General features: G+C 62.3%; 31 protein-coding genes, 1 tRNA gene and 1 other RNA gene. 14 read left to right on the forward strand and 19 right to left on the reverse strand.

The annotated features are described in order from the left end of the window. Positions 1 to 42: 42 nt before the first annotated feature. From ACOZ4I_RS10205 to ACOZ4I_RS10235, 7 genes are all read right to left on the reverse strand, one after another. Positions 43 to 396: an SHOCT domain-containing protein gene (locus tag ACOZ4I_RS10205; protein ID WP_423999148.1), complete on the reverse strand. Its 354-nt coding sequence runs from the start codon at positions 394 to 396 to the stop codon at positions 43 to 45. 6 nt (positions 397 to 402) lie between these two features. Beyond that, positions 403 to 819 carry a DUF302 domain-containing protein gene (locus tag ACOZ4I_RS10210; protein ID WP_423999150.1) on the reverse strand — a complete coding sequence of 139 codons (417 nt, stop codon included), beginning with the start codon at positions 817 to 819 and terminating at the stop codon, positions 403 to 405. 92 nt (positions 820 to 911) lie between these two features. After that, the gene (locus ACOZ4I_RS10215; RefSeq protein WP_423999152.1) at positions 912 to 1,262 is read right to left on the reverse strand and encodes an SHOCT domain-containing protein; all 351 of its coding nucleotides are present in this window, start codon (positions 1,260 to 1,262) and stop codon (positions 912 to 914) included. A gap of 62 nt (positions 1,263 to 1,324) precedes the next feature. After that, entirely contained in the window at positions 1,325 to 1,621 is a 297-nt protein-coding gene (locus tag ACOZ4I_RS10220) for a hypothetical protein (protein ID WP_423999154.1), read from the reverse strand. A gap of 197 nt (positions 1,622 to 1,818) precedes the next feature. After that, positions 1,819 to 2,106 carry a hypothetical protein gene (locus ACOZ4I_RS10225; protein ID WP_423999156.1) on the reverse strand — a complete coding sequence of 96 codons (288 nt, stop codon included), beginning with the start codon at positions 2,104 to 2,106 and terminating at the stop codon, positions 1,819 to 1,821. Between the two features lie 7 nt (positions 2,107 to 2,113). Next, the gene (locus ACOZ4I_RS10230) at positions 2,114 to 2,635 is read right to left on the reverse strand and encodes a DoxX family membrane protein (RefSeq protein WP_423999158.1); all 522 of its coding nucleotides are present in this window, start codon (positions 2,633 to 2,635) and stop codon (positions 2,114 to 2,116) included. Between the two features lie 82 nt (positions 2,636 to 2,717). Continuing rightward, positions 2,718 to 3,578: a cupredoxin domain-containing protein gene (locus ACOZ4I_RS10235; protein ID WP_423999160.1), complete on the reverse strand. Its 861-nt coding sequence runs from the start codon at positions 3,576 to 3,578 to the stop codon at positions 2,718 to 2,720. A gap of 131 nt (positions 3,579 to 3,709) precedes the next feature. On the opposite strand from ACOZ4I_RS10235, the gene ACOZ4I_RS10240 reads away from it, so the two are divergent. Genes ACOZ4I_RS10240 through ACOZ4I_RS10250 form a run of 3 tightly spaced genes read left to right on the forward strand, consistent with a single transcriptional unit; the run spans position 3,710 to position 4,638 of the window. Continuing rightward, positions 3,710 to 4,060 carry an ArsR/SmtB family transcription factor gene (locus ACOZ4I_RS10240; RefSeq protein ID WP_423999162.1) on the forward strand — a complete coding sequence of 117 codons (351 nt, stop codon included), beginning with the start codon at positions 3,710 to 3,712 and terminating at the stop codon, positions 4,058 to 4,060. Positions 4,061 to 4,066: 6 nt separating this feature from the next. Next, a complete protein-coding gene (locus ACOZ4I_RS10245) occupies positions 4,067 to 4,366 on the forward strand; it encodes a DUF7521 family protein (RefSeq protein ID WP_423999164.1) in 300 nt (99 codons plus the stop codon). Next, on the forward strand, positions 4,363 to 4,638 hold the full coding sequence (locus ACOZ4I_RS10250; protein WP_423999166.1) for a DUF7521 family protein: 276 nt from the start codon (positions 4,363 to 4,365) through the stop codon (positions 4,636 to 4,638). The genes ACOZ4I_RS10245 and ACOZ4I_RS10250 overlap by 4 nt, the downstream gene beginning before the upstream one ends. 511 nt (positions 4,639 to 5,149) lie before the next feature. On the opposite strand, the gene ACOZ4I_RS10255 is transcribed toward ACOZ4I_RS10250, so the two are convergent. Further along, a complete protein-coding gene (locus tag ACOZ4I_RS10255; RefSeq protein ID WP_423999168.1) occupies positions 5,150 to 5,746 on the reverse strand; it encodes a DUF7343 domain-containing protein in 597 nt (198 codons plus the stop codon). A 131-nt stretch (positions 5,747 to 5,877) separates the two neighbouring features. Continuing rightward, entirely contained in the window at positions 5,878 to 7,281 is a 1,404-nt protein-coding gene (locus ACOZ4I_RS10260; RefSeq protein ID WP_423999170.1) for a permease, read from the reverse strand. A gap of 581 nt (positions 7,282 to 7,862) precedes the next feature. Between ACOZ4I_RS10260 and ACOZ4I_RS10265 the strand changes: the two genes are divergently transcribed. After that, positions 7,863 to 8,060 carry a CopZ family metallochaperone gene (locus ACOZ4I_RS10265; RefSeq protein ID WP_423999172.1) on the forward strand — a complete coding sequence of 66 codons (198 nt, stop codon included), beginning with the start codon at positions 7,863 to 7,865 and terminating at the stop codon, positions 8,058 to 8,060. Positions 8,061 to 8,253: 193 nt separating this feature from the next. On the opposite strand, the gene ACOZ4I_RS10270 is transcribed toward ACOZ4I_RS10265, so the two are convergent. Beyond that, positions 8,254 to 8,493, reverse strand: coding sequence for a hypothetical protein (locus tag ACOZ4I_RS10270; protein ID WP_423999174.1), 240 nt, complete (start codon positions 8,491 to 8,493; stop codon positions 8,254 to 8,256). Positions 8,494 to 8,526: 33 nt separating this feature from the next. Here ACOZ4I_RS10270 and ACOZ4I_RS10275 point away from each other — a divergent pair, with 33 nt between their 5' ends. Together ACOZ4I_RS10275 and ACOZ4I_RS10280 are read left to right on the forward strand one after the other, a co-directional pair. Beyond that, entirely contained in the window at positions 8,527 to 10,515 is a 1,989-nt protein-coding gene (locus ACOZ4I_RS10275; protein WP_423999176.1) for a heavy metal translocating P-type ATPase, read from the forward strand. Next, positions 10,512 to 10,733: a hypothetical protein gene (locus ACOZ4I_RS10280; RefSeq protein WP_423999178.1), complete on the forward strand. Its 222-nt coding sequence runs from the start codon at positions 10,512 to 10,514 to the stop codon at positions 10,731 to 10,733. Before ACOZ4I_RS10275 ends, ACOZ4I_RS10280 begins: the two co-directional genes overlap by 4 nt. A 420-nt stretch (positions 10,734 to 11,153) precedes the next feature. On the opposite strand, the gene ACOZ4I_RS10285 is transcribed toward ACOZ4I_RS10280, so the two are convergent. Both ACOZ4I_RS10285 and ACOZ4I_RS10290 read right to left on the reverse strand, forming a co-directional pair. After that, positions 11,154 to 11,648: a hypothetical protein gene (locus ACOZ4I_RS10285; protein WP_423999180.1), complete on the reverse strand. Its 495-nt coding sequence runs from the start codon at positions 11,646 to 11,648 to the stop codon at positions 11,154 to 11,156. Positions 11,649 to 11,650: 2 nt separating this feature from the next. Then, the gene (locus tag ACOZ4I_RS10290; protein WP_423999182.1) at positions 11,651 to 12,334 is read right to left on the reverse strand and encodes a nucleotidyltransferase domain-containing protein; all 684 of its coding nucleotides are present in this window, start codon (positions 12,332 to 12,334) and stop codon (positions 11,651 to 11,653) included. Positions 12,335 to 12,600: 266 nt separating this feature from the next. Between ACOZ4I_RS10290 and ACOZ4I_RS10295 the strand changes: the two genes are divergently transcribed. From ACOZ4I_RS10295 to ACOZ4I_RS10305, 3 genes are all read left to right on the forward strand, one after another. After that, positions 12,601 to 12,831: a hypothetical protein gene (locus tag ACOZ4I_RS10295; protein WP_423999184.1), complete on the forward strand. Its 231-nt coding sequence runs from the start codon at positions 12,601 to 12,603 to the stop codon at positions 12,829 to 12,831. An 8-nt stretch (positions 12,832 to 12,839) separates the two neighbouring features. Continuing rightward, a complete protein-coding gene (locus ACOZ4I_RS10300) occupies positions 12,840 to 13,256 on the forward strand; it encodes a PIN domain-containing protein (RefSeq protein ID WP_423999186.1) in 417 nt (138 codons plus the stop codon). 380 nt (positions 13,257 to 13,636) lie between these two features. Further along, complete coding sequence (locus ACOZ4I_RS10305; protein WP_423999188.1) at positions 13,637 to 14,875, forward strand: ABC transporter substrate-binding protein; 1,239 nt, start codon at positions 13,637 to 13,639, stop codon at positions 14,873 to 14,875. A gap of 427 nt (positions 14,876 to 15,302) precedes the next feature. Here ACOZ4I_RS10305 and ACOZ4I_RS10310 read toward each other — a convergent pair. After that, positions 15,303 to 15,377: transfer RNA gene (locus ACOZ4I_RS10310), tRNA-Arg, on the reverse strand. A 131-nt stretch (positions 15,378 to 15,508) separates the two neighbouring features. Beyond that, complete coding sequence (locus ACOZ4I_RS10315; RefSeq protein WP_423999190.1) at positions 15,509 to 15,781, reverse strand: DUF5798 family protein; 273 nt, start codon at positions 15,779 to 15,781, stop codon at positions 15,509 to 15,511. A 79-nt stretch (positions 15,782 to 15,860) separates the two neighbouring features. On the opposite strand from ACOZ4I_RS10315, the gene ACOZ4I_RS10320 reads away from it, so the two are divergent. The 3 genes from ACOZ4I_RS10320 (at position 15,861) to ACOZ4I_RS10330 (ending at position 17,738) form a co-directional block, all read left to right on the forward strand. Beyond that, positions 15,861 to 16,274, forward strand: coding sequence for a DUF7548 family protein (locus ACOZ4I_RS10320; protein ID WP_423999192.1), 414 nt, complete (start codon positions 15,861 to 15,863; stop codon positions 16,272 to 16,274). 92 nt (positions 16,275 to 16,366) lie between these two features. Then, positions 16,367 to 16,679: signal recognition particle sRNA (ffs, locus tag ACOZ4I_RS10325), an RNA gene on the forward strand. A 336-nt stretch (positions 16,680 to 17,015) separates the two neighbouring features. Continuing rightward, positions 17,016 to 17,738 carry a hypothetical protein gene (locus ACOZ4I_RS10330; RefSeq protein ID WP_423999194.1) on the forward strand — a complete coding sequence of 241 codons (723 nt, stop codon included), beginning with the start codon at positions 17,016 to 17,018 and terminating at the stop codon, positions 17,736 to 17,738. A 68-nt stretch (positions 17,739 to 17,806) separates the two neighbouring features. Here the strand turns inward: ACOZ4I_RS10330 and ACOZ4I_RS10335 are convergent, their stop codons facing one another. The 3 genes from ACOZ4I_RS10335 to ACOZ4I_RS10345 are packed head-to-tail and all read right to left on the reverse strand — an operon-like array spanning position 17,807 to position 19,262. Beyond that, positions 17,807 to 18,673 carry a mechanosensitive ion channel family protein gene (locus tag ACOZ4I_RS10335; protein WP_423999196.1) on the reverse strand — a complete coding sequence of 289 codons (867 nt, stop codon included), beginning with the start codon at positions 18,671 to 18,673 and terminating at the stop codon, positions 17,807 to 17,809. After that, positions 18,673 to 18,921 carry a YhbY family RNA-binding protein gene (locus tag ACOZ4I_RS10340; protein ID WP_162413104.1) on the reverse strand — a complete coding sequence of 83 codons (249 nt, stop codon included), beginning with the start codon at positions 18,919 to 18,921 and terminating at the stop codon, positions 18,673 to 18,675. The genes ACOZ4I_RS10335 and ACOZ4I_RS10340 overlap by 1 nt, the downstream gene beginning before the upstream one ends. Before the next feature lie 53 nt (positions 18,922 to 18,974). Beyond that, positions 18,975 to 19,262 (reverse strand): ribonuclease P protein component 4, encoded by a 288-nt coding sequence (locus ACOZ4I_RS10345; protein ID WP_423999199.1) that lies wholly within the window; start codon positions 19,260 to 19,262, stop codon positions 18,975 to 18,977. A gap of 94 nt (positions 19,263 to 19,356) precedes the next feature. On the opposite strand from ACOZ4I_RS10345, the gene ACOZ4I_RS10350 reads away from it, so the two are divergent. Then, the gene (locus ACOZ4I_RS10350; RefSeq protein ID WP_423999201.1) at positions 19,357 to 20,406 is read left to right on the forward strand and encodes a glycosyltransferase family 4 protein; all 1,050 of its coding nucleotides are present in this window, start codon (positions 19,357 to 19,359) and stop codon (positions 20,404 to 20,406) included. A gap of 21 nt (positions 20,407 to 20,427) precedes the next feature. Here the strand turns inward: ACOZ4I_RS10350 and ACOZ4I_RS10355 are convergent, their stop codons facing one another. Beyond that, positions 20,428 to 21,753: an MFS transporter gene (locus tag ACOZ4I_RS10355; protein ID WP_423999203.1), complete on the reverse strand. Its 1,326-nt coding sequence runs from the start codon at positions 21,751 to 21,753 to the stop codon at positions 20,428 to 20,430. Positions 21,754 to 21,866: 113 nt separating this feature from the next. On the opposite strand from ACOZ4I_RS10355, the gene ACOZ4I_RS10360 reads away from it, so the two are divergent. Next, a complete protein-coding gene (locus ACOZ4I_RS10360) occupies positions 21,867 to 22,970 on the forward strand; it encodes a glycosyltransferase (RefSeq protein WP_423999205.1) in 1,104 nt (367 codons plus the stop codon). Positions 22,971 to 22,987: 17 nt separating this feature from the next. On the opposite strand, the gene ACOZ4I_RS10365 is transcribed toward ACOZ4I_RS10360, so the two are convergent. Further along, on the reverse strand, positions 22,988 to 23,320 hold the full coding sequence (locus tag ACOZ4I_RS10365; RefSeq protein WP_423999207.1) for a DUF7344 domain-containing protein: 333 nt from the start codon (positions 23,318 to 23,320) through the stop codon (positions 22,988 to 22,990). Between the last annotated feature and the right edge of the window lie 77 nt (positions 23,321 to 23,397).

The raw sequence follows: 23,397 nt of genomic DNA on the forward strand, positions 1-23,397 counted from the left end.
GGAAGCGTACGTGGCCAACCCCCGTGTTGGTGGTCGAATCGGTTACTCCGAACTTTCGAGCGTCTCCCGACGGGCCTCGAACTCGTCGTCGGTGAGATCGCCACGGGCGTACGCCATACGCAACGCTTCCATCGCGGGATTTCGAGGCGACTGCGAGTCCGTTACGCGGCGGAAGACGAGGTAGCCCCCACCGAGGAGCACGAGAAGGAAGACCAGCTGGACGAGCATCCCGACGAGTGGCCACCAGCCGCTGGTCGTCCCGTATCCGCCCATCATTCCGCCGTAGCCCGTCATCCCGCCGAATCCCATCCCCATCGTGAGCAGGGGAAGGACGATAATCGCCCCGAGGATGAGGAGGACGATGGTCGTCGTGTCGAGTTGGTTCGACGAGGGCATTGTCACTCAGGCCTCCGACGAGGATTCGAGGTCTTCGGTGATGCTGGCGAGAACACGCTCGAATCTGTCGTGGACCTCGGTCGCGATCGAGTCGAGCGCTTCGTTGTCGGCCATCCCGACGAGCTGTTGTGGGTCGACGGCACTCACCATGATCTCGCCGTCGTCGGTTTCGTAGACGATGACATTACAGGGGAGGAGCGCGCCGAGTTCGATCTCGTCGGTCAGCCCTTCGTGCGCGAGGGATGGGTTGCACGCTCCGAGGATGCGGTACTGGCGAAACTCTTCGCCGAGTTTCTCCTCGAGCGTCGCCTGCACGTCGATGTCACAGAGGACGCCGAAGCCTTCGTCTTTGAGCGCGTCGATAGTCGTCTCGACGACATCGTCGAACTCGCCGGATACTGACTGTTGTATTGTGTACTTCATGCAATATAATTCTGTATTGGTGGGGTTAAGGGTTGGGGTCCGAAGAGGTCGCTCCGAATGGGCTCACCAGCGTCGGAGGTCTCCGAGGGGACTCATCCAGCACGTTCCAGTTGTTCGCGGCGCCGTTCGAACTCGTCGTCCGAGAGTTCGCCACGCGCGTAGCGCTCTCGGAGGACTGCCAGCGGCCGTTCGTCGGACCGGTCTCCGTCACGTCCCGCGAGCGCGAAGACGAGATAGAGCGGGACTGCGATGAGCAACCCCATCCAGAGGAGCCCCCAGAGACCCATCGCGCCGCCGATGAGTCCCCAGCCGCCGCCCATCATGCCGCCGCCGTAGCCGCCGCCCATGGCGGCTGCCGTCCCGGTCGTCGCGATCAGCAGTGGGACGGCGAGTAGCGTGAGTCGACGGGCGATGCGTCCGACCTGCGTCGTGAATTGAGTCATGATCGTGAGTTGGGTGGTGTGTTTCAGTGTTCGTTCGATGCGTTCGGGACGGTCAGGGGCCGTCAGCAGTGGCCCTGTCCGTACATCCCGCCGTCGTAGTCGTCGTCAGCCATGTCCTGGGCCATCTCGTCGACGGTCACACCCATGTGCGACTCCATCCACTCGACGCTACCAGGGCCCATGTGCTCGGTCATGTGCCCCTCCATCCAAGCCGCCCAGTCGTCGGCGGTCCCATCGTACGGGGGCGCGTCGTCAACAGTCGTGTCAGTACCATGTGCGCTGACCAGAGGCGCGGCGAGCGCGAGACCGACGATCGCGAGCACCACGAGCAGCCAGCGTCCGATTCTGAAGTTGGTCATTGTCGTTCTCCTCGGTTACTCGTAGGACCGCTCGGGAGTTATCCCGCTGGGTGTGAATCCGCGCAGGAGAACGTTCGAGAACGTGTATAGAGCGTTCTAACCGTTTTTCATCAATAGGATCGTTCATCTGCACCGAATTCGGCAGTCGTGAGGGAAACGACGTCAAACTGTACGTGCATGCGGATGTCCGGATACTCTCACGGTTCGGCAGGTGATGCAATTATGGCACGACCCACACGGGAGACGCCCCACACGAGGAGGATGAGAAAGCCGAGCGCGATGATGTAGGCTCGGAGGTGAGGCGTGAACGAGGTGTGGACGATGACGACGCCGACTCCGGGGATGCGCTCGGTAAAGTGAGCGCTTCCGGCGAGCGTCTCGAAAAATCCCATCACCACCAGACCAAGAAGGACGAGCCCGAGGCCGGTGGCGAGCGCCGCGTCATCGAACCAGCCGTACGCTGAACGTGGTGGTAACATGTCCATTATCCCATCACCCGAGCAGATACCGCAGCCATGGTCTGGCTTGCACGAGGTCGGTCCGTTCGAGATACGAATCGATACCCCAGACGCGTCCGGCACCGAAGACGAGAATCGTCACGAACAGGACGAGTCCTAGCAGATCCCCGTTGACGAGCCCGCGTCGCCAGTGCTCGCCGCCGAAATAGAAGAAGAACATCATGAACGCGCCGAAAAAGGCGGCCGTTCGCGTCAACGCACCGAGGAGCAACCCGAAACCGATCAGTAGCTCGCCGATCGGGATGACAACGTTGACGGCCGCCTCCGTCGCACCGCCTGCAAACGCGTTGAGTACGGGCGATACGATCGTCCCTGTCTTCTCGAGAAACCAGCCAGCACGGAACGACCCCGGCGTGGCGTACTTGTTCAACCCTTCGTGGAGGAACAACCAGCCCACGAGCAACCGAAGGAATACGAGCCAGTAGCCCGTCAGCGTTCCCGATAGATCGAGCGTGTACTCTCGGCCAAGTACCGTCGTCGTGAGCTGTTGTACCATGGATAGCGCGGTCGTCATTCAGCGACAAAGAATCAGTCCAATCGTCCTGGGTAGTTCCGCATAGACTCGTACGTACTGCCGATTACTCGCTGTGAGTCTCCTCTTCGTGATGGCCGTCTTCGGTACTGGTGCTTTCCTCGTGGTGGCCCCCTTCCTCAGTGTGGGCCTCTTCTTCGTGGTGGCCGTCTTCGGTACTGGTGCTTTCCTCGTGGTGGCCCTCTTCCTCGGTGTGGGCCTCTTCTTCGTGATGGCCGTCCTCGGTACTGGTGCTTTCCTCGTGGTGGCCCTCTTCCTCTTCGTGGCTCCCACTCAAGATCTCTCGACACATCCCGTTGAGTTCCTCGAGTTTCTTTTGGACTTCCTCGGGCTTGTCGTCCGGGATCGTTTGGAGTGCCTGCTGATCCTCGAGGTGAGGTTCGCCCACGATGACGGTAGCCATCATCCCGAACTGCTCGTGGGGCGTACAGAGGTAGTGATAGACCCCCTCGGTCTCGAAGGTGTGCGAGAAGGTCTCGCCTTCTTCGGACATCGTTCCGCTGTCCCAGGCCTCCGTTCCCTCGGGGACCAGTCTGGGCTGGTCGTTGTCCGGGTGGTACGCAGTTGCAGTGTGCGTGCCACTCTCGAGCACCCACGTGACCGTCCCGCCGGGCTCGACCCACGTGACGTGGGGGTCGAAGTGGTACTCGGTCGACCCCTCGTTTCGCGCGGTGTTGACCGCTACCTCGCGTTCGGCTTTGGGTTCGCTCACCGTGTCGTGACCGTGCGCTTCGTCCCCGTGGCCAGCGTGGTCGTCGCCACCGGACTGTTCTTCGGTTTGTTGGCTGCCTCCGACTTGTTGCTGGCTCGATCCAGCCGGTGCGCCAGTGCACCCGGCCAGTCCAGCAACAGTCAGGCCAGCAGTTCCTGCAAGCAGTTCCCGTCGCGTGAGTCGTGATTCGTTCATAGCCCAGGTCACCGTACAGGTAGAGATAGGTGAGCCGGGGAAATAGGGGGGGTGCCTGTTTTGCACGCGACGCAAAACGATCTCTCTTTTAAGTGTCTTCGGGGACGTAGCTGGTAGTGCGAGGAACTGCCGTGTCCAACGACGACCACGCTGATGAACTCCTAGAACTGCTCGGACAGGAGCGAGTCCGACAGATCCTGGGCGCGACGAGCCGCGATCCCAGGTCGGCAAAGGAGCTCAGCGAGGAGTGTGACGTCGCCCTGTCGACGATCTATCGCCGGGTCGAGGACATGATCGAAAGCGACCTGCTCGTCGAACGGACACGGATCGAATCAGATGGGAGCCATCACAGTGTCTACGAGGCGAACGTCGACCACCTCGACGTCGATATCGAAGACGGAACTATCGACGTCAGCGTCCACATTCGAGAGGACGCCGCCCAGCGGTTCTCGCGTATCTGGAGCGACATCCGGGAGAGTTGAACAAGAATGCACATCGAACTCGTCATCGCGAAGATTATCACGGTCGGACTGGGGTTATTGATAACGTACCAGGCTTACAAGGGGTATCGTACGTATGGAAGTGAGCCGATGCTGTACGTCGCCATCGGCTTCCTGTTCATCAGTGTCGGTTCGGTCATCGAGGGAGTTCTGTTCGACGTCGTCGGCTTATCGATATTCCTGGCGGGGACCATCCAGACGGCCATCGTTGCCATCGGCATGCTCGTCATTCTGTACTCGCTATACGGCCAGATCCCACAGCAAGCGAACCGGGAGAAAGGTCCATGACCGGCCACTGGGATCTCGTGTTAGTCGGCGTTCGTGTCCTCTTGCTCCTGATGGGACTTGCGACGACTGTCATTAGTTTCCGTGCGTATCGCCGAGACAAAACCCGATATCTCCGTGACGCGACGATCGGATTCGGATTGATCACGATCGGTGTGTTGATTGAAGGGTTCCTCTATCAGTTCACTGGGTTAACGCTCACGCAGGTCCATATTGCCGAGTCCGTGGCGCTCGTCGTCGCGCTCGGTGTGCTTCTCCGGTCGTTCCTTGATTAGCCCGGCAGTCAGAAGTCGCCGTATGACGTATGCACCTTCCACTGAGGAGGACGCCAGCGACGAGCGCGTACACGCCTACCGTCGTTATTCGTGCGAGCGGGGTGGGTAACGGCTGGTTGCGCGACTCATCTCCGCCACTGTCGTCGAATGGATCGGAGTGGAGGGCGTCCGCTTCCATACGATGAGTGACGCTGGCGTGACTGATTGCAGTTATTCGTTCGAATCAGAAGCCGTCGGCCTCGAACGATTAGATACCCTACCCCGGATTTCGGGACTGCGAGTGAGGGCGACCTGGTAGGGTTTATCGAGCGAAGCGGCTTCTGAGTGTCGCGAGCAATCCACGCTGCGCTCTCGCCGTCTGTTCCGCATCGCGAGACGCAGATCCTTCGGTCCCCTCCTCTTCTTCGTCGAGCCTCGCCGCTTCGTAATCTGCAATCATGTGAGCGACGTGGCGATTGCACATGAACGGAGATACGATGTCCAGCTACAAAACTGTTCGACAGGTGCTAGCTTAGCTCTGCGTCTGTTTCAGGTCGTCACTCGGATAGATCCGGTACGTCCGTCCCTGCCGCTCACGATAGAGCAGGCCACGCTTCTCGAGGGCGCTGACCGTCTGGCTCACCTTGCTCTTCGAGAAGTCCGACCGGTCCCTGAGTTCGATCTGCGTGATGCCCGGTGAGGAGAGGACCGGTTCGAGGATGCGGCGTTCGTCGTCCGGCAACAGGTCCAGCACGCGGGCCCGTGGCTGGGTCTCTGGATTGATGCCGTCACTCGGGTGAGCGGTCTGAGTCGATGGTTCGGATTCAGAGCGGTCCTGGTCGGTTTGCTCCGAGGCTTCATTCCCTTGCCGCTCGACCGCCACCGTGTCGGTGATCTCGTCGCGAATCATCAGATATCCTCCGCCGATGACGACCGAGACGAGGATGGTTCCGAGGACGTACCAGAGTGGGTTCGTTCCGTGAACTGCTCCCATCGAGGTTCCCATCATCGATCCCATCTGCTCGAACGCTTGCTGTTGCTGGTACGCTTGCCAGCTGAGCGCACCCCCGATGACGACGACAGCCGCGACGATGAGACCGACGATCCCATCGGCTCGTCGTCGGTTCATTCGCCCCACCTCGATTCGCGGTGATACTCGTTCATGCCGGTGAATTGGCCAGACAGGGGTGTACCAGTTGTGATTGGGCTTCCCAAGAACCCAGAATCCGGCACACGCGACTCGATACCGAGATGCGGTGTTCAGTGATGCTCATGGCTCTGTGATGATCCCGCTCCGGCAACCTCTGGATGCTGGTGGGCGAACTCGGCTGGTTCCTCCTCGAACGAGCGCTTGCACCGCTTCGAGCAGAAGTAGTACGTCTCGCCGTCGTGGGTTATACTCGGCCCGCTCTCGTCAGTTCGCATTCCACAGACCGGATCGCGGTACTGCCCGGGCGCGCCGAGTCCACGTCGGTAGATGTAGAGGAGGAACCCGGAGAGGGCGAACGCGATTACGTTGAGGTAGAACGTGTAGTTGACCTCGAAATAGGTCTGTTCTGAGGCGGTCTGGCCCCCGGCGAGGTTCGGGACGATGCCGAGGGCGTTGAACAGTTCCTCCATGAGAAAGCCGGTGAAGGCCATCGTCACGAAGAAGATGCCGAGAATGTAGAGCATCACCTTCCAGCCGTAGTACTTCCGGTAGACGTTCAACACGGGAACCGTGATGAGGTCGGCGTAGACGAACGCGATGACGCCCGCGAAGCTGATGCCACCGCCCCACAGCGCGACGGCGAACGGGACGTTCCCCATACTGCCGACGAAGCTGAGGACCGCGATGGCCACGCCCATGATCGCATTCTCCGCGCTTACCAGGAGTCCCTCTCCCTGGAGGAAGAGCGCGTTCCACACCCACTGGGGGACGAACACGATGACGAAGCCCGAGATGAGAAAGCCCGCGATGACGTCCTTCCAGATCATCGACCACTCCTTGCGGTACTGGTTCCCGACCTTGTACCAGCCGCCCCACGACATGAGTTCGTCGCGCCAGCCGCCGCTACTGGCGGCTTCCTGCTGATAGGTCTCCATGCAACCCTCCGAACAGAACTTCAGCGTCTCGCCGCCGTCGGTCGTTAGCGAGTACTCGGCTTTGCCCTCCATCCCACAAGTCGGGTCCTCGGTGACACCGTGTTCCTGATCACGGTGATTCAGCTCCTGTCGAATCTCGTCGAAGAGGTTCTCTGGGAGCGTCAGGTGAACGAGCAGGGCCATCACTGCGATGAGGATGACGCCACCGAGGAGCTCGGCGACCAGGAATTCCCAGCCCAGCAAGATGAGGATCATCAGTCCGAGCTCGACGATGAGGTTCGTCGAAGCGAACATGAACGCGAGGACGTTCACCGCGTGAGCGCCCTTCTTGAACAGGCCCTTCCCGATGGCGACGGCCCCGAAACTACAGCCGGAACTCGCCGCACCGAAGACCGTCGCCTTCGTGAGCCCACCGAGGTCGTCGTCTCCGAGGACCTGAGCCATCCGCTCTTTCGAGACGTAGACCTGAACGAGACTCGTGACCATCAGTCCCATGATGATTGCCCAGGCCGCCGTCCAGAGGAAGCCGACACCGATCCGGAGGGATTCGAGGATTCCATCGACGAGGGCGGCTTGCATACCTAGACTATCGCTGGCATCTGTTTTGTTAGTTGTTCTTACGGTTCTGAGGTCAGGGTCCACGTTTAATTCGTATTCGAAAGTACCCTTCGACGGAGACGACAGCCGTCCGTTCAAAACCGGTGTGTCCGCTCATCGTTCCCCGAGCGGTTCTTGTTCCCCTCCGTGAACCGCTTGGCTTCTTCGAACGATCAGACACACAGGGGAGATGCAGCGTCGACTCGTCGATGTTCGAGGAGAAGACCGCGGAGGTGTTCGAAGGAGACGAGTGTTGGGAGGCGCTCGGCCTCGACGGTTCCGAGCGAAGCGCGATTCACGGACTTGACGACGGCCTGGACGTGAACGACAATCTCATAGTCGTTGCAGAACGTGCCGACGGTTCAACCGTCGAATTCCCGGTTCCATCAGTAACTGCAGAATTTCGAGATCGGTTTTCGTCGAGGTCGCGCGTGGGAGGACAATACGAGCAGAGAGCTAAAGCACGCGACGAGACAGAGATTCGATTCCAAAGTGTATCGCTTCAATTCCCGACGATCCAACGGAGAAATTCGCATAAGAGAGGGATGCGTACGTACTATCGTATGACGACGACCATCACCGTCGAGGGCATGACTTGCGGCCACTGTGAACAGACAGTCGAAGAGGCGCTTCGGGATGTCTCCGGCGTGACTGACGCCACCGCCGATCGGGACGCCGAGCAGGCGAGCGTCGAGGGTGATGCAGACGCGACGGCGCTCGTGCAGGCCGTCGAGGACGCCGGATACACCGCCGACGCCTGAGACGTTCACGGACGAGCAGCCCGCCGTTGTCTTCCGAGTCTGTTCCCTCACTGGGTAGTCCCGTGCCCCGGACAGAATAATGGGTGACGGTACCAACATGTAAGATATGAACAATTCAACCCACGATCATGCCGAAGCATCTCCGCCGGAAGGTCAGTCCGAGGAGACTGTCTCCTGCTGCCGAATTTGCCAGTTAGAAGCAGATGGCGGACGACGACCGACCGCTCACTCGCCCGAACAGAGAGGCCACGATTCGACCAGCGAGAGCGCCCCAGCGTCTGAACAGACAGCCGAACACGCACCCCACGAGCACGAGTCCGCGTCCGGGCACAGTCACGCCGACCATGAACACGGTCACAGCAGGGAGGGCGAGCACGACCGCGACGACCACGATCACGGTGGGCACGGCCACGAAGGAGAGCACGAGGATCACAAGGCCCACACCGACCATTCGGGGCACGAACAGATGTTTCGGCGGCGGTTCTGGGTCTCGCTCGTCCTCTCGGTCCCGGTCATCTACTTCAGCGAATTCATCCAGGGCGTCTTCGGGTACACGGCACCGACGTTCCCCGGAAGCGTCTGGATCACGCCCGTTCTCTCGGTGATCGTCTTCGCGTACGGTGGCGTGCCGTTCCTCTCGATGGCTCGCACCGAACTCCAGAACCGCGAGCCGGGGATGATGATGCTCATCTCGCTGGCGATCACCGTCGCGTTCGTCTACTCTATCGCCAGCCTGTTTCTCGAAGGGACGACGCCGTTCTTCTGGGAACTGGTCACGCTGATCGACATCATGCTGCTGGGCCACTGGATGGAGATGCGCTCGGTTCGGCAGGCCTCCGGCGCCCTCGACGAGCTGGCGAAACTGATGCCCGACACCGCCGAGCGCGTCACCGAAAGTGGGGATACCGAAGAAGTCCCCGTCGCCGAACTCTCCGAGGACGACGTCTTGCTCGTCCGTCCCGGTGCCTCCGTTCCCGCCGACGGCGAAGTCGTCGAGGGCGAGTCCTCGGTCGACGAGTCGATGATTACGGGCGAATCGCGGCCCGTCGACAAGGACCCCGGTTCGGAAGTCGTTGCGGGCACGGTCAACCAAGACGGCAGCCTGCGTGTCCGGGTAACCAAGACAGGTGACGAGACGACCCTCGCAGGCATCATGCGACTCGTCGACGAGGCCCGGAAATCGAAGTCCCGCACGCAGTTGCTCGCCGACCGCGCAGCTGGGTGGCTGTTCTACATCGCACTGGGAGTCGCCGCAATCACGGCCGTCGCGTGGGTCGTCGCTGTCGGATTCAGCATCGGCGTCCTCGAACGCGTCGTCACGGTCCTCGTCATCGCCTGTCCCCACGCGCTCGGCCTCGCGGTTCCCCTCGTCGTCGCAATCAACACCTCCACCGCTGCCCAGAACGGGATGCTCGTCCGCGACCGCATCGCCATGGAAGAGGCCCGAAACCTCGACACGGTGATGTTCGACAAGACCGGGACGCTCACGAAGGGTGAACAGGGCGTCGTCGGCATCCGCGTCGCGTCGGAGACGCGACAGGAAGGCGGTGAAACCGCCGGGGCAGATGAGTGGGACGAAGAGCGAGCGCTCGAGGTCGCCGCCGGCGTCGAGGGCGACTCCGAGCACATGATCGCCCGTGCTATCCGAAGTGCCGCCGAGGAACGGGGCGTGCAGCGAGCCAGCGTCTCGAACTTCGAAAACCTCCGTGGACTGGGTGTCGAGGCGACCGTCGACGGCGAGACAGTTCACCTCGGCGGGCCGAACCTGCTCGAGACACTCGGTATCGATCGACCCGACGACATCGCTACCTTCGCCGAGGAGGCCGGGGCGAACGCCCAGACCGTCATCTACCTCATCCGAGACGAATCCGAGGTCGTGGCGGCGTTCGCGCTCGCGGACGTGATTCGAGAGGAGAGCCGCCAGGCCATCGAGGCCCTCCACGGGATGGGCATCGAGGTGGCCATGCTGACGGGTGACTCCGAAGACGTCGCCCGCGCGGTCTCCGAAGAACTCGGTATCGATCAGTACTTCGCCGAGGTGCTGCCCGAGGAAAAAGACACCAAAGTGGAGCAGCTCCAGTCGGAGGGAAAACTCGTCGCGATGGTCGGCGACGGCGTCAACGACGCGCCCGCCCTGACCAGGGCTGACGTCGGTATCGCCATCGGTTCCGGGACCGACGTCGCCATTGAATCGGGCGACATCATCCTCGTCGACAACAATCCGCTCGACGTCGTGCGCCTCGTCCGCCTCTCGAAGGCGAGCTACCGGAAGATGCAGGAGAACCTCGTCTGGGCGACCGGCTACAACGTGATCGCTCTGCCGCTCGCCGCCGGGGTTCTCGCGCCCATTGGGATCCTGCTGTCGCCAGCGATCGGTGCGGTGTTCATGTCGCTGTCGACGATCATCGTCGCGATCAACGCCCGCCGGCTCAGAGGGGTCGATCTGTCCGCATGAGGGCGCTGACCGTCGGCGACTACGGGTCGGTCGACCACACGATTGCGGAGGAACTAGCCACAGCATTCGATGGACCGGGCTCGGTGGTCGTCGCTGGCCGTGATGGAACGAAGGCGAACGCCGTCGCGGCCGAATTCGGTGAGCACGTTTCCGGTGTTGCGTTCGACCTTCAGGAGACGAAGTCGTACGCTCGTGTCCTCGAAGACGTTTGGATGTAGATAACCGCCAGACAGCAAGTCGATGAGGCAAAATCGTTCGCCCGGTGAACGAAATGGATCGAGACCGCAGTAGCTATCGTAGCCACTGAAAGTCAGTGTACACCAGATCGGATTGCAGTGCGATCAGTGTGTAAACCGTTTCAATTGTTACTATAGTATATAACCACCACACTCCCGTCTGTCGAATTTACATCGTTCGGAAAACGAGCGGGCGCTGAGGGATGTGAACCACGGTCGGAGCAAGCTCCTCCCTGATTCAAATCCTCAGATGGCGAATTTGCGGCTCACGACCTGTTCGCCGCAAAATTCTACGGGCGCTGAGGGCGCTCGCTCGACTGGTGAACGAATCCCCTTGTTAGGCGTGGATTGCCCCAAATCGTGCAGTTCCATACGACTGCACTAGTTGTGTGAAGCGCTGTGTCAAATACAGACGCACTCGTGCCGAACGCCGACGAGGTCGACGACTAACGTATGTATTCGATTGGCGAGTGCGACCATCACCTCGGCACGCTCCCGTGTCGCCTTTCCGTCCTGGTAGTAGGTCTGTGCTCGGTTCTCAGTCCAGAGCTCTTCGAGTCGCTCGGCCGGTTCAGTACCGATAAATCCGACAGTCGCGCTGCGTTTGATAGCTGTCGTGTGGGACTGTGGTGGATTGGCCGGGTCTTGGTGTCCCTCTGCGATGAGCCAGAACATGAACGTCTTCTCTACCGACGTGAATGCGGCTTCGATAGCGAGCGTGTAGAATCCGTCAGCCAGTAGCTGGTCCCCACCAGTGAGGGACCGACAGGCCTTCCGTAGCTGTACGAATCCGGCATCTGAAACATCGAGTCCGTCTTCCGTCTCTTGTCCACCTCGTCGGAACGCTGTTTCGGCGTCCGATAGGAGTGGTTCGATATCGTCGAGGTCGAGTGGCACGTTCACGCACCTCCGTCAGTGGTTTCGTATGCCGAGTCTCGTATCTCGCGCAAGCGGTCGTTCTGTAGCAGGACGATGCCCTCGTCGAATATCTCTTTCAGATTTTCTGCACGAGACTTCGCACTACTGGGTGTTTCGACCAGAACTTCGAACTGATAGCGGTCACCGTCGAACGATTGGGTCTCCAGTTCCCGTGCGAGTTTCGTCCCGAGACGGCGACCGTGCGTGCCGTCGCCGTCAACGACGACCAGGAGGTCGATGTCACTGCTTCGGTCGGCATCGCCACGAGCGACACTACCGAAGAGAACGACCCCGACGACACCAGACATTTTGTCCGCTGTGTCGATTCGGTCGCGGAGTTCGTCGAGGAATTCACGGACAGGCTTTCTGAACTGCTGCTGTGGAATCGCAAACAGGGGGTCAGCCCGTTCAACGTGGTTCTGGTCGATACTGATCCGGGACGGGACGCCGTCTTCGATGGCAACGACACCGACCTTGTCGAGTAGATCGACCGCTCGGGAAACCGATGACACGTCTGCGCCAGTCATCGTGGCTAGTTCCTTTTGTGAGAAGCTTTCGAATGGATTGTTGACGAGGTGGTGAAGGATGTCCTGCATCGCCTGATACCGGAAGATACGCTCCGCTGGAAGCGGAAAGTCGAGACACACTCGCGCATCTTCTTGCATATTACGCAATATCTTGTGTAATGTGCAAAAAGATTGCGCAACGCGTGAGACCGTTCGGAGTTTGAACGAAAGTACTCTTCCACCTCTCTCGGATAGGAGATTAATCCGACGCTATCGGGCGGTTTGGAACGTAAAAATCCGCGACGGGGCTGAGGGCGCTTGCTCGACTGGTGAACGAATCCCTTTGTTGAGCCTGAGGAGACCGAATTCGAGCGTCCTATCATACACCGAAAGACACAGGAATCTGTGTACCTATAGGTTTCTGTATGCCTAGTATCACCGTCAATGTGGACGACGACCTCAAAGAGCGAATGGAGAGCCATCCGGAAATCAACTGGAGCGAGGTTACGCGACAGGCCATCGAAGAAAAAATAGAGGCACTCGAAGTGATGGACGAACTCACCAGCGAGAGTACTCTCACCGAGAGCGATGTACAGGAGATCGTTGACAAAATAAACGAGCGTGGACGGAAGCGCGTTGACGAGGAATCGGCGTAGACCGACGAATGATGCTGGTTATCGACGCCAACGTCGTCATCTCTGCACTCATCGCTGATTCGAAAACACGCGAGCTCATCGTCACGCTTGAACCCAATCTCCTGACACCCACCTTCGTCCAAGACGAAATCGAGAACTACGATGATCTGATTGCGGAGAAGTCAGGGATGGAGCCAGATCGAGTGGCACAATTCATGGACCTCCTCTTCCAGTATATCGAGGTTGTTCCTGCTGACGACTTCTATCCAGCTATCGAACGGGCCCAGGGAGCAATCGGTGACACCGACCCGGACGATGTTCTCTACCTGGCGTGTGCGATTGCCAACGATACAGCTATCTGGAGTGATGATTCCGACTTCGACGACCAGAATCTGGTCGAGACGTACTCGACGAGCGACGTGATCAACTCGTTCGATACCCGCTAAACGCGTGAGTACATTTCTCAGCGGCCGCGGTGATAATGGAGGAAAATCCCGGAAGGAACAAGTTCCGTTCCAGACCATTCGACTAGCGAACGAAAGCAACAACATTGCACTTAAGAGCAATACCGATCCTTCGCAGTCTGTCGATTTGCCCCTCAAAAATCCGCTACGGGCGCTGAGGGGCTCGCTCGTCTGTCGAACGAATCCCCTTGTTGGGCGTGAAATGGCTGAATTCGCGGGTTTGAGTTCTTCCAAATCTATCAGAATGCAGACCATATTTTTGACTCATGCTGAATATAGGGGGCGAGTCGGTCACGGAGGCGATCGGGTAAGGTTGTCTGGAGACCGAAGGAGTTTTGATTGTTTAGGTGTGCCTAAAACGTATGTCCGAAGATAGCGGTGGACACGAGGCACCGACGCGCAGAGACTACATGAAGTACGGCGGGGCGGTTGTTGGTGGAGGACTGCTCGCCGGCTGTGCGGGCGACAGCGATTCAGGCGACGAAGGTGAGGCGAAGAATACCCCAAGCTCGACCGAAATGCCGACTGCGACTCCGACGGAAGCGGACGCAACGGATACGTCGTACTCGGTGACGATGTCGCCGATGGGTACCGTCAATTTTGAGAGCCCCCCGGAGAACGTGTTTACGATCCTCGCACACCACGCCGACATGGTACTCGCAATGGGCCGTGGGGAGGATCTCAACGCGATATTCAATCCGGAACTGTTCGATGGTCTCTACAATCGAGTGCTCGAACACGTCGACGGGGTCAGCGTCGATTGGGCCGATCTGCAAGGATCCTGGAATCCGGCCAAAGAGTCTCTCTATGAACTCGAAAGTGACATTCACCTCGCCGATCCGGCGAACGTCGCGACGATGGGGAACCTGGACACGGCGGACATCGAGGAAGTCCGTGAAAATCTTGCCCCCTGGTTCGGAAACTCTCTGAGCGGGCCGCGCGACGAACCACCGGAGCAGTGGTCGAACGACTACCAATACTACGGCCTCTGGGAGATCTTCGAAAAAGTCGCACAGGTGTTCCAGGAAGAAGATCGGTACCAAGCGTTGGCTACGATGCACGCGAACGTGTTATCGACTATCGAGTCGAATCTACCGCCAGCAGATGAACGCCCGCGTGTCGCTCGTATCCTCATCTCCCCATCCGGTGTAGACGAGGGAATCTGGGCCTATAGTATGAACGACGAGGGATTCTATCAAGCGCATACGCGACCAATGCAGGCCGAAGACGCTTTTGGCGACATGGACATCGACGGACAGATCGACCTCGAAACGCTGGCCGAAGCAGCCCCGGACGTCATCCTCCGGACGGGTGGAATGTCCCCCGGAGCGAACTGGACGGAGATCAAATCCGAACTCCAAGAGGATCCGGTCGCAGGAGAAATACCCGCCGTCAAGAACGGACGAGTCCACCCTCTCGCCGTTCGATTCGGCGGTCCAATCATGAACCTATTCCAACTCGAGATGTCCGCGAAAGCGCTCTACCCCGAGCGGTTCGGTGCGTGGCCGATCTACGACGGCGGCGCTTATCCGGAGTTTTCGGACGCAGATCAGTTGTTCGACCGCCAGCGCGCCGCGGACATCATCAACGGCGATATCTGAGCGAGGAAGCCATTCGGAAGTTGAAATTTCACTGTCCGATATTTTCCGGCTTGCCTGATGTATACACGCCCTATATTCAGCACGAACTACTTGACGGAGTTTAGGAAGGTTCTTGAGCGTCGTAAGTTACCCGACACAAGCGATGGTAGCGTCGCAATTGGCGGTTGATTTCCCCGGTGAGGTCCGTGTAGAAGTACGCGAATCACCAGATGACACCGCTCCAACTCAGAACCGTTCGATTGTCGAACGAAAGAAATCGAGGTAATAAAATCATATTTGGGGTTTAAGCGCCTTTACGCGGAAAATTCGGATGGATTAAGCGATACGGGCGCTGAGGGATGTGAACCACGGTCGGAGCAAGCTCCTCCCTGATGCAAATCCTACAGCGACCGCTCTTTACTCGTCACGTCCGTTCCTCGCAAAATCACGGGCGCTGAGGGATTTGAACCCCCGACGGTTTGGTCCGAAGCCAAGCACTCTGTCCAAGCTGAGCTAAGCGCCCTACGTCTTCTGGTAAGTCGGCGTTGTGGTTTAAACCATCCGGTTCAGTCCGGCAGTGTCACGGTCTCGGATGGGACCGAGTGTCCCACCGAACGCCGGTGAAACCGAACGAGACCGAGCCGATTGCGGCGTCTACGCGTCCGTCTGGGTCCCCGACTCGCCGGTTTCCGTCGTCACGTCCTCGACGACCGCGTCAGTGTCGATGTCCTGTTGCTCGGCCAGCGCTTCGATGAGCGCGCGCTGTTCGGCCAGTTCCCGGTCCATTCCGTCGACGCGGTCGTTGGTCTCTTCGACCGTGTCCCGCAGGGCTTCGAGTTGCGCCTTCAGCTCGTTGACCTTCGTGTAGAGTTCGTCGGCGATCTCGGCGACCTTCTGGATCTTTTTGGCGGTCGAGCCCAGTCCCATGTGTCGGGCTACGGCGAGGCGACATTTCGTCGTTTCGCTCGAACGTCGGTGTTAAGACGCCGCCGGACGGAGCGCCGATATGGACGACTTGCGGCTCGCTCCGACCGTCGGTATCGTCGGCTGCGTTCTGTACCTCGCCGCGCTCGCCGTTCCGTACGCGCTCGTCGAGACGCCGAGCGCCGTCAGCGCCTACTACAGCGCCGGGGCGTTTTCCCCGCTCATCCCCGGCGTGTTCGCCCTGATCAGTATCATCGTCCTCGCGGCCGGCCGGGAGGGGCGGTCGGATCCGAGCGTCGCCGCCGGCGCGAGCATCGGCATCGGCGTGTTCATCGTCGCACTGAGCGCCGTCTGGGCGCTGACCGTCCCCGAGAGTCTCGTCCTCGGGCTGACCGAGTCGACGCTGATGGAACACCACCGCTGGGCGGTCGTCGCCGCCGGCTGTCCCATCCCGCTGGGATCGGCCTGGTTCGCCCGCGCGCTCGGACTGCTCTGAGCGGTGCGGGGCCGTCACGCCGCGGACTGGCTCGTCGTCCCGCGGTCTGGTGGCGCTTCCGAAAGGCCCTTATGGGGCGGCGGCGGACTTCGAGATGGACTAGGTCGGGGGGCTAGGCCCCCCTCCTCGCCCGCACTGTGGTCTTGAGCGGGGACCGAACATCGGGGGCGTCCGGTCAGACGGACGTGGACCCCGTGAGCCAACGTGGAAGCCTCGTCCCACGGGGACGGCGGTCCACGTGGTCGCACCTGCAGGGGTGCGCTCACGTGGTTAAACGGCGGCACTCCGTCAGGCACGGAAGTGAGCAGCGGACCGCCGAACACCCGTCGCTCGTGGGGTCGCGGGGTGGAGGAGGCAAACGGGATTACCCGCGCCCGAACGCCGGGCAATCCCGACTGTCCGTCTATTCATACCTCACCACCTTTTTCGACGGGGGGTTCGGCGAGCGCACCAGCGCTCGCCTCAACCCCCGCCCAAAAACCTGGACGAAAAAGAGCCGGACGCTCGCTTCGCTCGCGTCCGGTGAAACCGCTCGCCGACGGCGAGCGGTACGCTCGACTGCTCGGCCTGCCCTTCCCCGGGGAGTGACACAGAGGTCACTCCCGGCCGGAATTGCGTGCCAGTGATCGCAGTTCGGCAAAACTCGGCTATCGGCGCGATGCGAACTGGCTCCCGAAATTCAGTTCGCACTGGCACGGAGCGGTCATAACTGTCTTCACCGGCGATTCGGTTATTGCTAGTATGGCTGACGACTTTCGAGAAGCCCTCCCTGCCCTCCTTCTGGCTGTTGTCGTCCTTTCGGCCGGCTGTTCCGGGTTGCCTGCCACAGACCGCCAGACATCGACACCCAAACCGACAGTTGAGAACGCTTCGTATCCGTCGGGGTGGTCACAGGAAGGGATTTCAGACGTCTCTGTCGCGCTGCAGACACACCGTGCGACGGTGAATGGCACCTCCCGAAAGAGTCGAATGTCCGTCACCGCCGACGACAGGAATCGCACGGTAGTGCGGACAGTAGATCCCGACGCTGGAACCGCTTCAGTGCAATTGATCGACACCGAATTCGACACTGACGTCCACGTGTACTACAGCGCGGAGGGCGTCTTCGAGTACGACCGAACGACGGATGAACTGACCCGGAAGCCCGACCAGAATTGGACAGCGGTCCGCGTCGCCTCACACGAAGGGGTGCGTCGACCGTTGTCGAATCTCGAACTGAACGCCACCGAGGTCGTCATCGTCGAGGGGACGACCGGTGTCAGGTACACCGTGACTGGCATCAGAACCCCCGACTCGGTCCCGGCGAATACCGCGAGTGGGCACGTCATCGTCGCCGAGGACGGATTTATCGCGGAATACGACATCACAAGATCGAACGACGAGTTCACCCGGCAGACGAGATACGACGTGTCTGCGTTCGGAAACGCCACGGTGGCCCGGCCAGCGTGGATGCCAGAGGAATAACCAGGTCGCCTGTCGGAGTTACCGCGGCGAGGGACGGCCAAACAGTGTCGAAAGACGGGAAAACGCGCTCAGTCGTCGGCCGGTTCGACGAGGCCCTCGACGTTCGAGAGTTCGAGGCCGCCGCCGATGGTGCGGTTCGGGTAGGGGATGTTGATGTCCTCCTCGTCGAAGCGCTCCTTGACGGCCTTGACGTACTCGGCGCGGGTCTTGACGAAGTCGGCGCGGCTCGGGTCGGCGATCCAGATGCGCGACTGGAGGCCGACGGAGGAGTCGCCGAGTTCGACGAGACGCACGGACGGCGCGGGGTCGTCGAGGATCTCGGGGTGGGCGTCGGCCTCCTCGACGATGATCTCGGTGGCCTTGTCGATGTCGTCCTCGTAGCCGATGCCGAAGACGAACTTCAGGCGGAGCTGGTCCTTGGCGACGGGGTTCTTGATGACGCCGTCGGTCAGCTGCGAGTTCGGCACGGTCAGGAGTTCGTTGTCGAAGGTGCGCACGCGAGTGACGCGGAGACTGATGTCCTCGACGATGCCGGCGTTGTCGTCCCACTCGATCCAGTCGCCGATCCGGAACGGCTTGTCGGTGTAGATGAACACGCCGGCGACGAAGTTCTGGACCACGTCCTGCATCGCGAAGCCGATGGCGAGCGTGGCCGCGGCGGCGACGGTCGCCAGCGACTGAAGGAAGTTCCCGAACCCGGCCATGCCGAACGCAACGGCCACCGCAGCGAAGACGACGAGGATGCTGACCAGTTTCTTCAGCGGCTTTCGCGCGTGGGTGTCCAGGTCCCGCGACTTCAGCGAGCGGTCGACGACGGGGAGCAAGATCGCCTTGCCGGCGATGTAGATGAGGACGAAGACGACGACGAAGATGGCGGCCGAGACGACCGCCCCGGTGACGCTCCCGACCAGGTTCGGGAACGGTCCGACCTGCATCATTTCTCGAACACCGCGGTGTGCCCGCGCACCTGGACCACGTCCGCGCCGACGAGGTCGGCGAGGTCGTCGGCAAGTTCCTCGGCCGTCGTGCCGCCGCGGGACGAGCGGAGGAACTTGACCTTCACGAGGTCGGTGTTCTCCAGCTGTGTGTCGAGTTCGTCGGCGACGGACTCGATACCGCTTTTCCCGACGCGCAGCGTCGCGTCGAGGTCGTGGATCCGTTGCTGCCTAGAAGCGTCGCTCATACACACCGCGTAACGGCGTCGCGACCTTAAAACCAGTAGTCGTAAAGAAACGCCTACTCGTACGGATAGCGAGACTGCGCGCCGCAGTCGCAGGTGACGACGACGTGGCCCGACTGGGTCCGGGACCGGGCGTTGTACCCGTATCTGAGGTAGGTGTCACAGGCGTCGCACGTCGAGCGCTCGAACGAGCGCGGGAGGCGCAGGCGGTGGCGCTCGGCCACCCGGCGGGCGCGGCGGACGTACGAGCGGGCGCGGTCCTCCTCGCCGGCGGCGACGGCCTCGCGAGCCAGCGACTCGAGGCGCTCGATCCGCTCGCGGGCGATCGTCTCCCCGTCGGCCATCGTCGGTACTGGGGCGGCGGCGGGAAAATGCCTTCCGACCGAGCGCCGGGGGAAGTCGGTAGGGTTTTCGGCGCGGCCGAAGGAGCCACCGAACGTGCGCGTCCTGAACTACCTCGAACTGGCGTCCCGGCTGGATCGGTCGGGAATCGGCACGGCCGTGGACCACCAGCGGGCGGCGCTCGCCGACACGGCCGTCGAGGTTGAGACGACGCCGTGGCGCGACGGCCACCCGGGCTGGGCCGTCGGCGGCAACGTCGCCTTCGACGACCCGGTGTTCTCCGAGTTCGACGTGGCCCACTGCAACATGATCGGGCCGGGGTCGGTCGCCGTCGCCCGGCACGCAAAGCGCGCGGATATCCCACTCGTTCTCCACGCTCACGTCACGCGCGAGGACTTCCGGGACAGCTTCCGCGGGTCGAACCTCGTCGCGCCGGCGCTCGGCCGGTACCTGCGGTGGTTCTACTCGCAGGCCGACCTCGTGCTCTGCCCCTCCGAATACACGAAGGGCGTGCTCGAATCGTATCCGGTCGAGGCACCCATCCGGCCGATGACGAACGGAGTCGACATCGACGCGCTCGCCGGCTTCGAAGAGACCCGCGAGGAGTACCGCCGGCGCTACGACCTCGACGGCATGGTCGTCTTCGCCGTCGGGAACGTCTTCGAGCGCAAGGGGCTGACGACGTTCTGCGAACTCGCCCAGCGGACCGACTACGACTTCGCGTGGTTCGGACCCTACGACGCCGGCCCGCAGGCCTCGAAGACCGTGACGCGGTGGGTGAACGATCCGCCCGAGAACGTCACCTTCACGGGCTGGATCGAGGACATCCGCGGCGCGTTCGGGGCCGGCGACGTGTACCTGTTTCCGACGAAGGCCGAGAACCAGGGCATCGCCGTCCTCGAAGCGATGGCCTGCGGGAAGGCCGTCGTCCTCTCGGACATCCCGGTGTTCCGGGAGTACTACGAGGACGGCCACGACTGCCTCATCTGCGAGGACGAGGCCGAGTTCGAAGCGGCGCTGTCGCGACTGGCCGACGACCCGGACCTCCGCGATCGACTGGGCCAGAACGCCAGAGAGACGGCCCGCGAACACGGGCTGGACCGGGTGGGCCGGCGGCTCGTCGAGACGTACGAGGAACTGGTCTAGGGGACTGTTCTACGGTCGAGCTTATTGGGCCGAGAGCGATCCGTCCGCGAGCGACGCGGCCGACGAGCGTCGCCAGACGACCCCGACGAGGACCGCGCCGACGAGCACCAGCGCCCCGGCGACGGCGAAGGCCAGCAGGAAGCCGATGCCGCCGAGCCAGCCGCCGAGGACGGCCCCGACGCCGTTCGCCAGACCGGAGATGGCGGTGTACAGCCCCAGCGCCTCGCCGCGGATGGCTGCAGGCGCGAGGCGCGTGACGAGGCTCGCGGCGGTGACGGCGATGACCGCCCAGGCCACGCCGATGAGGAGGAAGAGGACGCCGTTGACGACCGTTCCGGCGAGGGTGGCCGGGAACCAGAGCCCGACGACGGCGACCGCCGGATGCAGGCCGGCGCGGGCAAGCAGGCCACCGACCTGCAGGCCGCTCGGGGAGTACCGCTCCGCGAGCGCCCCGGCGCGGTCGTAGAACAGCGCCGAGCCGACGCTGGAGACGAGGTAGAGCGCGAAGACGACGCTGGAGTCGAATCCAAGCGTTCGGGAGAGATACAGCGGGAGCGGCCCCCAGAACACGCCGAACCCGAGGAAGAACGCGACGACACCGGCGAAGTAGACGGTCAGCTTCGGCGAGAACCGGGCGACCACCTCCCGCGGGTGCATCGAACGAGTGAGCCAGTACAGCCGGCCGGGGCCGACGGGGAACGTGGCGCTTCGGACTGGGAGCCGGCGCGAGCGGGCGACGGCCCGGGCGATACGACTGCCGCGCGGCCGGTCGAGCGTCGGCGGGTCCGAAGGAAGCCACCCGCCCGCGAGCACAGCGGCCGCTGCGGTCGCGAGGGCACACACCCACAGGAGCGTCTGCTGGGCGACGAGCGGGCCCAGCGGTCCCGTGAGGAGCGTGGTCCAGAGGAGTCCGAGAACGAGACCGCCGGCCCAGCCCCACCCCTGGTAGCGGTTCAGGAGCGCGAATCGGGCCGACCAGTCCCGCTCGGCCGCCCCGACGGTCACCAGCAGCGTCAGGACCGGCGCGACGGCCCCGGAGGCGAACCAGAGCAGGCCGTTGCCGGCGATGACGAGCCACGCTCGCTCGGTGAGCGAGACGAGCACGAGCGCCGCGGTGGCGAGCCCCAGCGCGAGCAAGACGAGCGAGCGACGCCTCCCGGTGCGGTCGGCGACGCGGCCGAAGACGAGTGCGCCCGGCGCGCCAGCGGCGGCGGCCACGCCCGCGAGGACGCCGAGCATGAGCGTCTCGCCGCCGATGGCGACGAAGTACAGTGGGACGAGCAGCGACGCCGCCCCGAGGGCGACTGACGCGAGCGCCCAGGCCGACAGCCAGCGGGTTCCTGCCATTGTCTGTCCCTCACGCCAGCGGTCAAAAAGTCCCCTGACAGCGGACGGGCACGTTCGCCCCGCCGAGGGCGTAATGGCAAGGGTTTACCCACTGGTCGTGTTACGCCGCGGCGATGGCACTGCCGCACGTCGCGACGTTCACCGACACGTACCTGCCGACGGTCAACGGCGTGACCTACACGGTCAAGACGTGGCGGGACCGCTGGCGCGACCGCGGCGGCCGCATGGACGTGGTCTACCCCGAGAGCGACCACGACCCGACCTCGGACGAGTACCCCGTCCGGAGCCTCCCGTTCCCGTTCTACGAGGGGTTCCGGCTCGGGATGCCACAGATTCCGGCGGGCGTGCGGGACGCGGGCCTGGTGCACGCCCACACGCCCTTCAGCCTCGGGATGGCCGGCCAGCGTCTCGCCCGCAAGCTGGACGTGCCACTCGTGGCCTCCTATCACACGCCGACGAGCGAGTACGCCGAGTACGTCTCGTTCAACGGCGCGGTGGAGTCGGCGGTCCGGTCGAGCGCCGAGCACTACGAGCGGTGGTTCCTGAGCCGGGCCGACACCGTCATCGCGCCCAGCGAGCGGGCGGCGACGCACCTCCGCGAGTCGGTCGACATCGACACAGACGTCACGGTCATCCCGAACGGGGTCGACACGACCGTGTTCGAGCCGGTCGACGCGTCGGGCTTTCGCGAGCGCTACGACCTCCCGGACGGTCCAATCGTCGGCTACACCGGTCGGCACGGCTACGAGAAGTGCCTCGACGACGTCATCGCGGCCTGCGAGGGGCTCGACGTGACCGTCGTGCTCGGCGGCGACGGACCGGCCCGCGAGGCGCTCGAAACCACGGCCGAACACAGCGACGTGGACGTGCGCTTTCTCGGCTTTCTCGACCGCTCCGAGCTCCCGGAACTGTACTCGGCGCTCGACGTGTTCGCGTTTCCCAGCCCCGTCGAGACCCAGGGGCTCGTCGCGCTGGAGGCGAACTGCTGTGGGACGCCCGTCGCCGGCGTCGACGCGGGCGCGCTCAGCGATACGATCGACGACGGCGAGACGGGCTACACCTACGAGGAGGGCGATATCGACGGCTTCCGGCGGGCTATCGAGCGCGTCCTCGACGAAAACGCGGCGCTCAGAGACACCTGTCTGGCCCGTCGTGAGGTAGTGAGCGTCGACCACGCCATCGACCGGCTGATCGACGTGTACGAGAACGTGTTGTAGGGCAGCCCGACACCCAGTCAGGCGTTTCGGAGGGGCGTCAGCGAGGGATCGACGCGGTTCGCGTCGGCGTCGTACTCCAGAACACCGTGGTCGGCCATCTTCGGGAGATGCGTGTGGTGGAGAGAGACGGCGATGGTCCGCACGGTGCTGTCGTCGTCCGGGTCGGCCTCCGGTTCGAGGGCGGCGACGGATCGGGACAGGCTGTCGAGCGAGACCGGGCCGGAACGGTCCGCGAGTGCGTCGATCACCGTTCGCCGTCTGGACGACGACAGCACCTCGTATCTGTCACCGTCGGTCAGCTCAGTCAGTTCGGCTAGCTCGCCCGCATAGTCGATGGTCGCGTTGGACATGTGTTGTGGCACCAGTTGGCTCGTGGTCGCGTGTCGATACGGCTGGCCCCGTCAGAGGCCAGTGTCTACTACGACGA

Source organism: Haloarcula salina, from assembly GCF_049603855.1.
GTDB lineage: Archaea > Halobacteriota > Halobacteria > Halobacteriales > Haloarculaceae > Haloarcula > Haloarcula salina_A.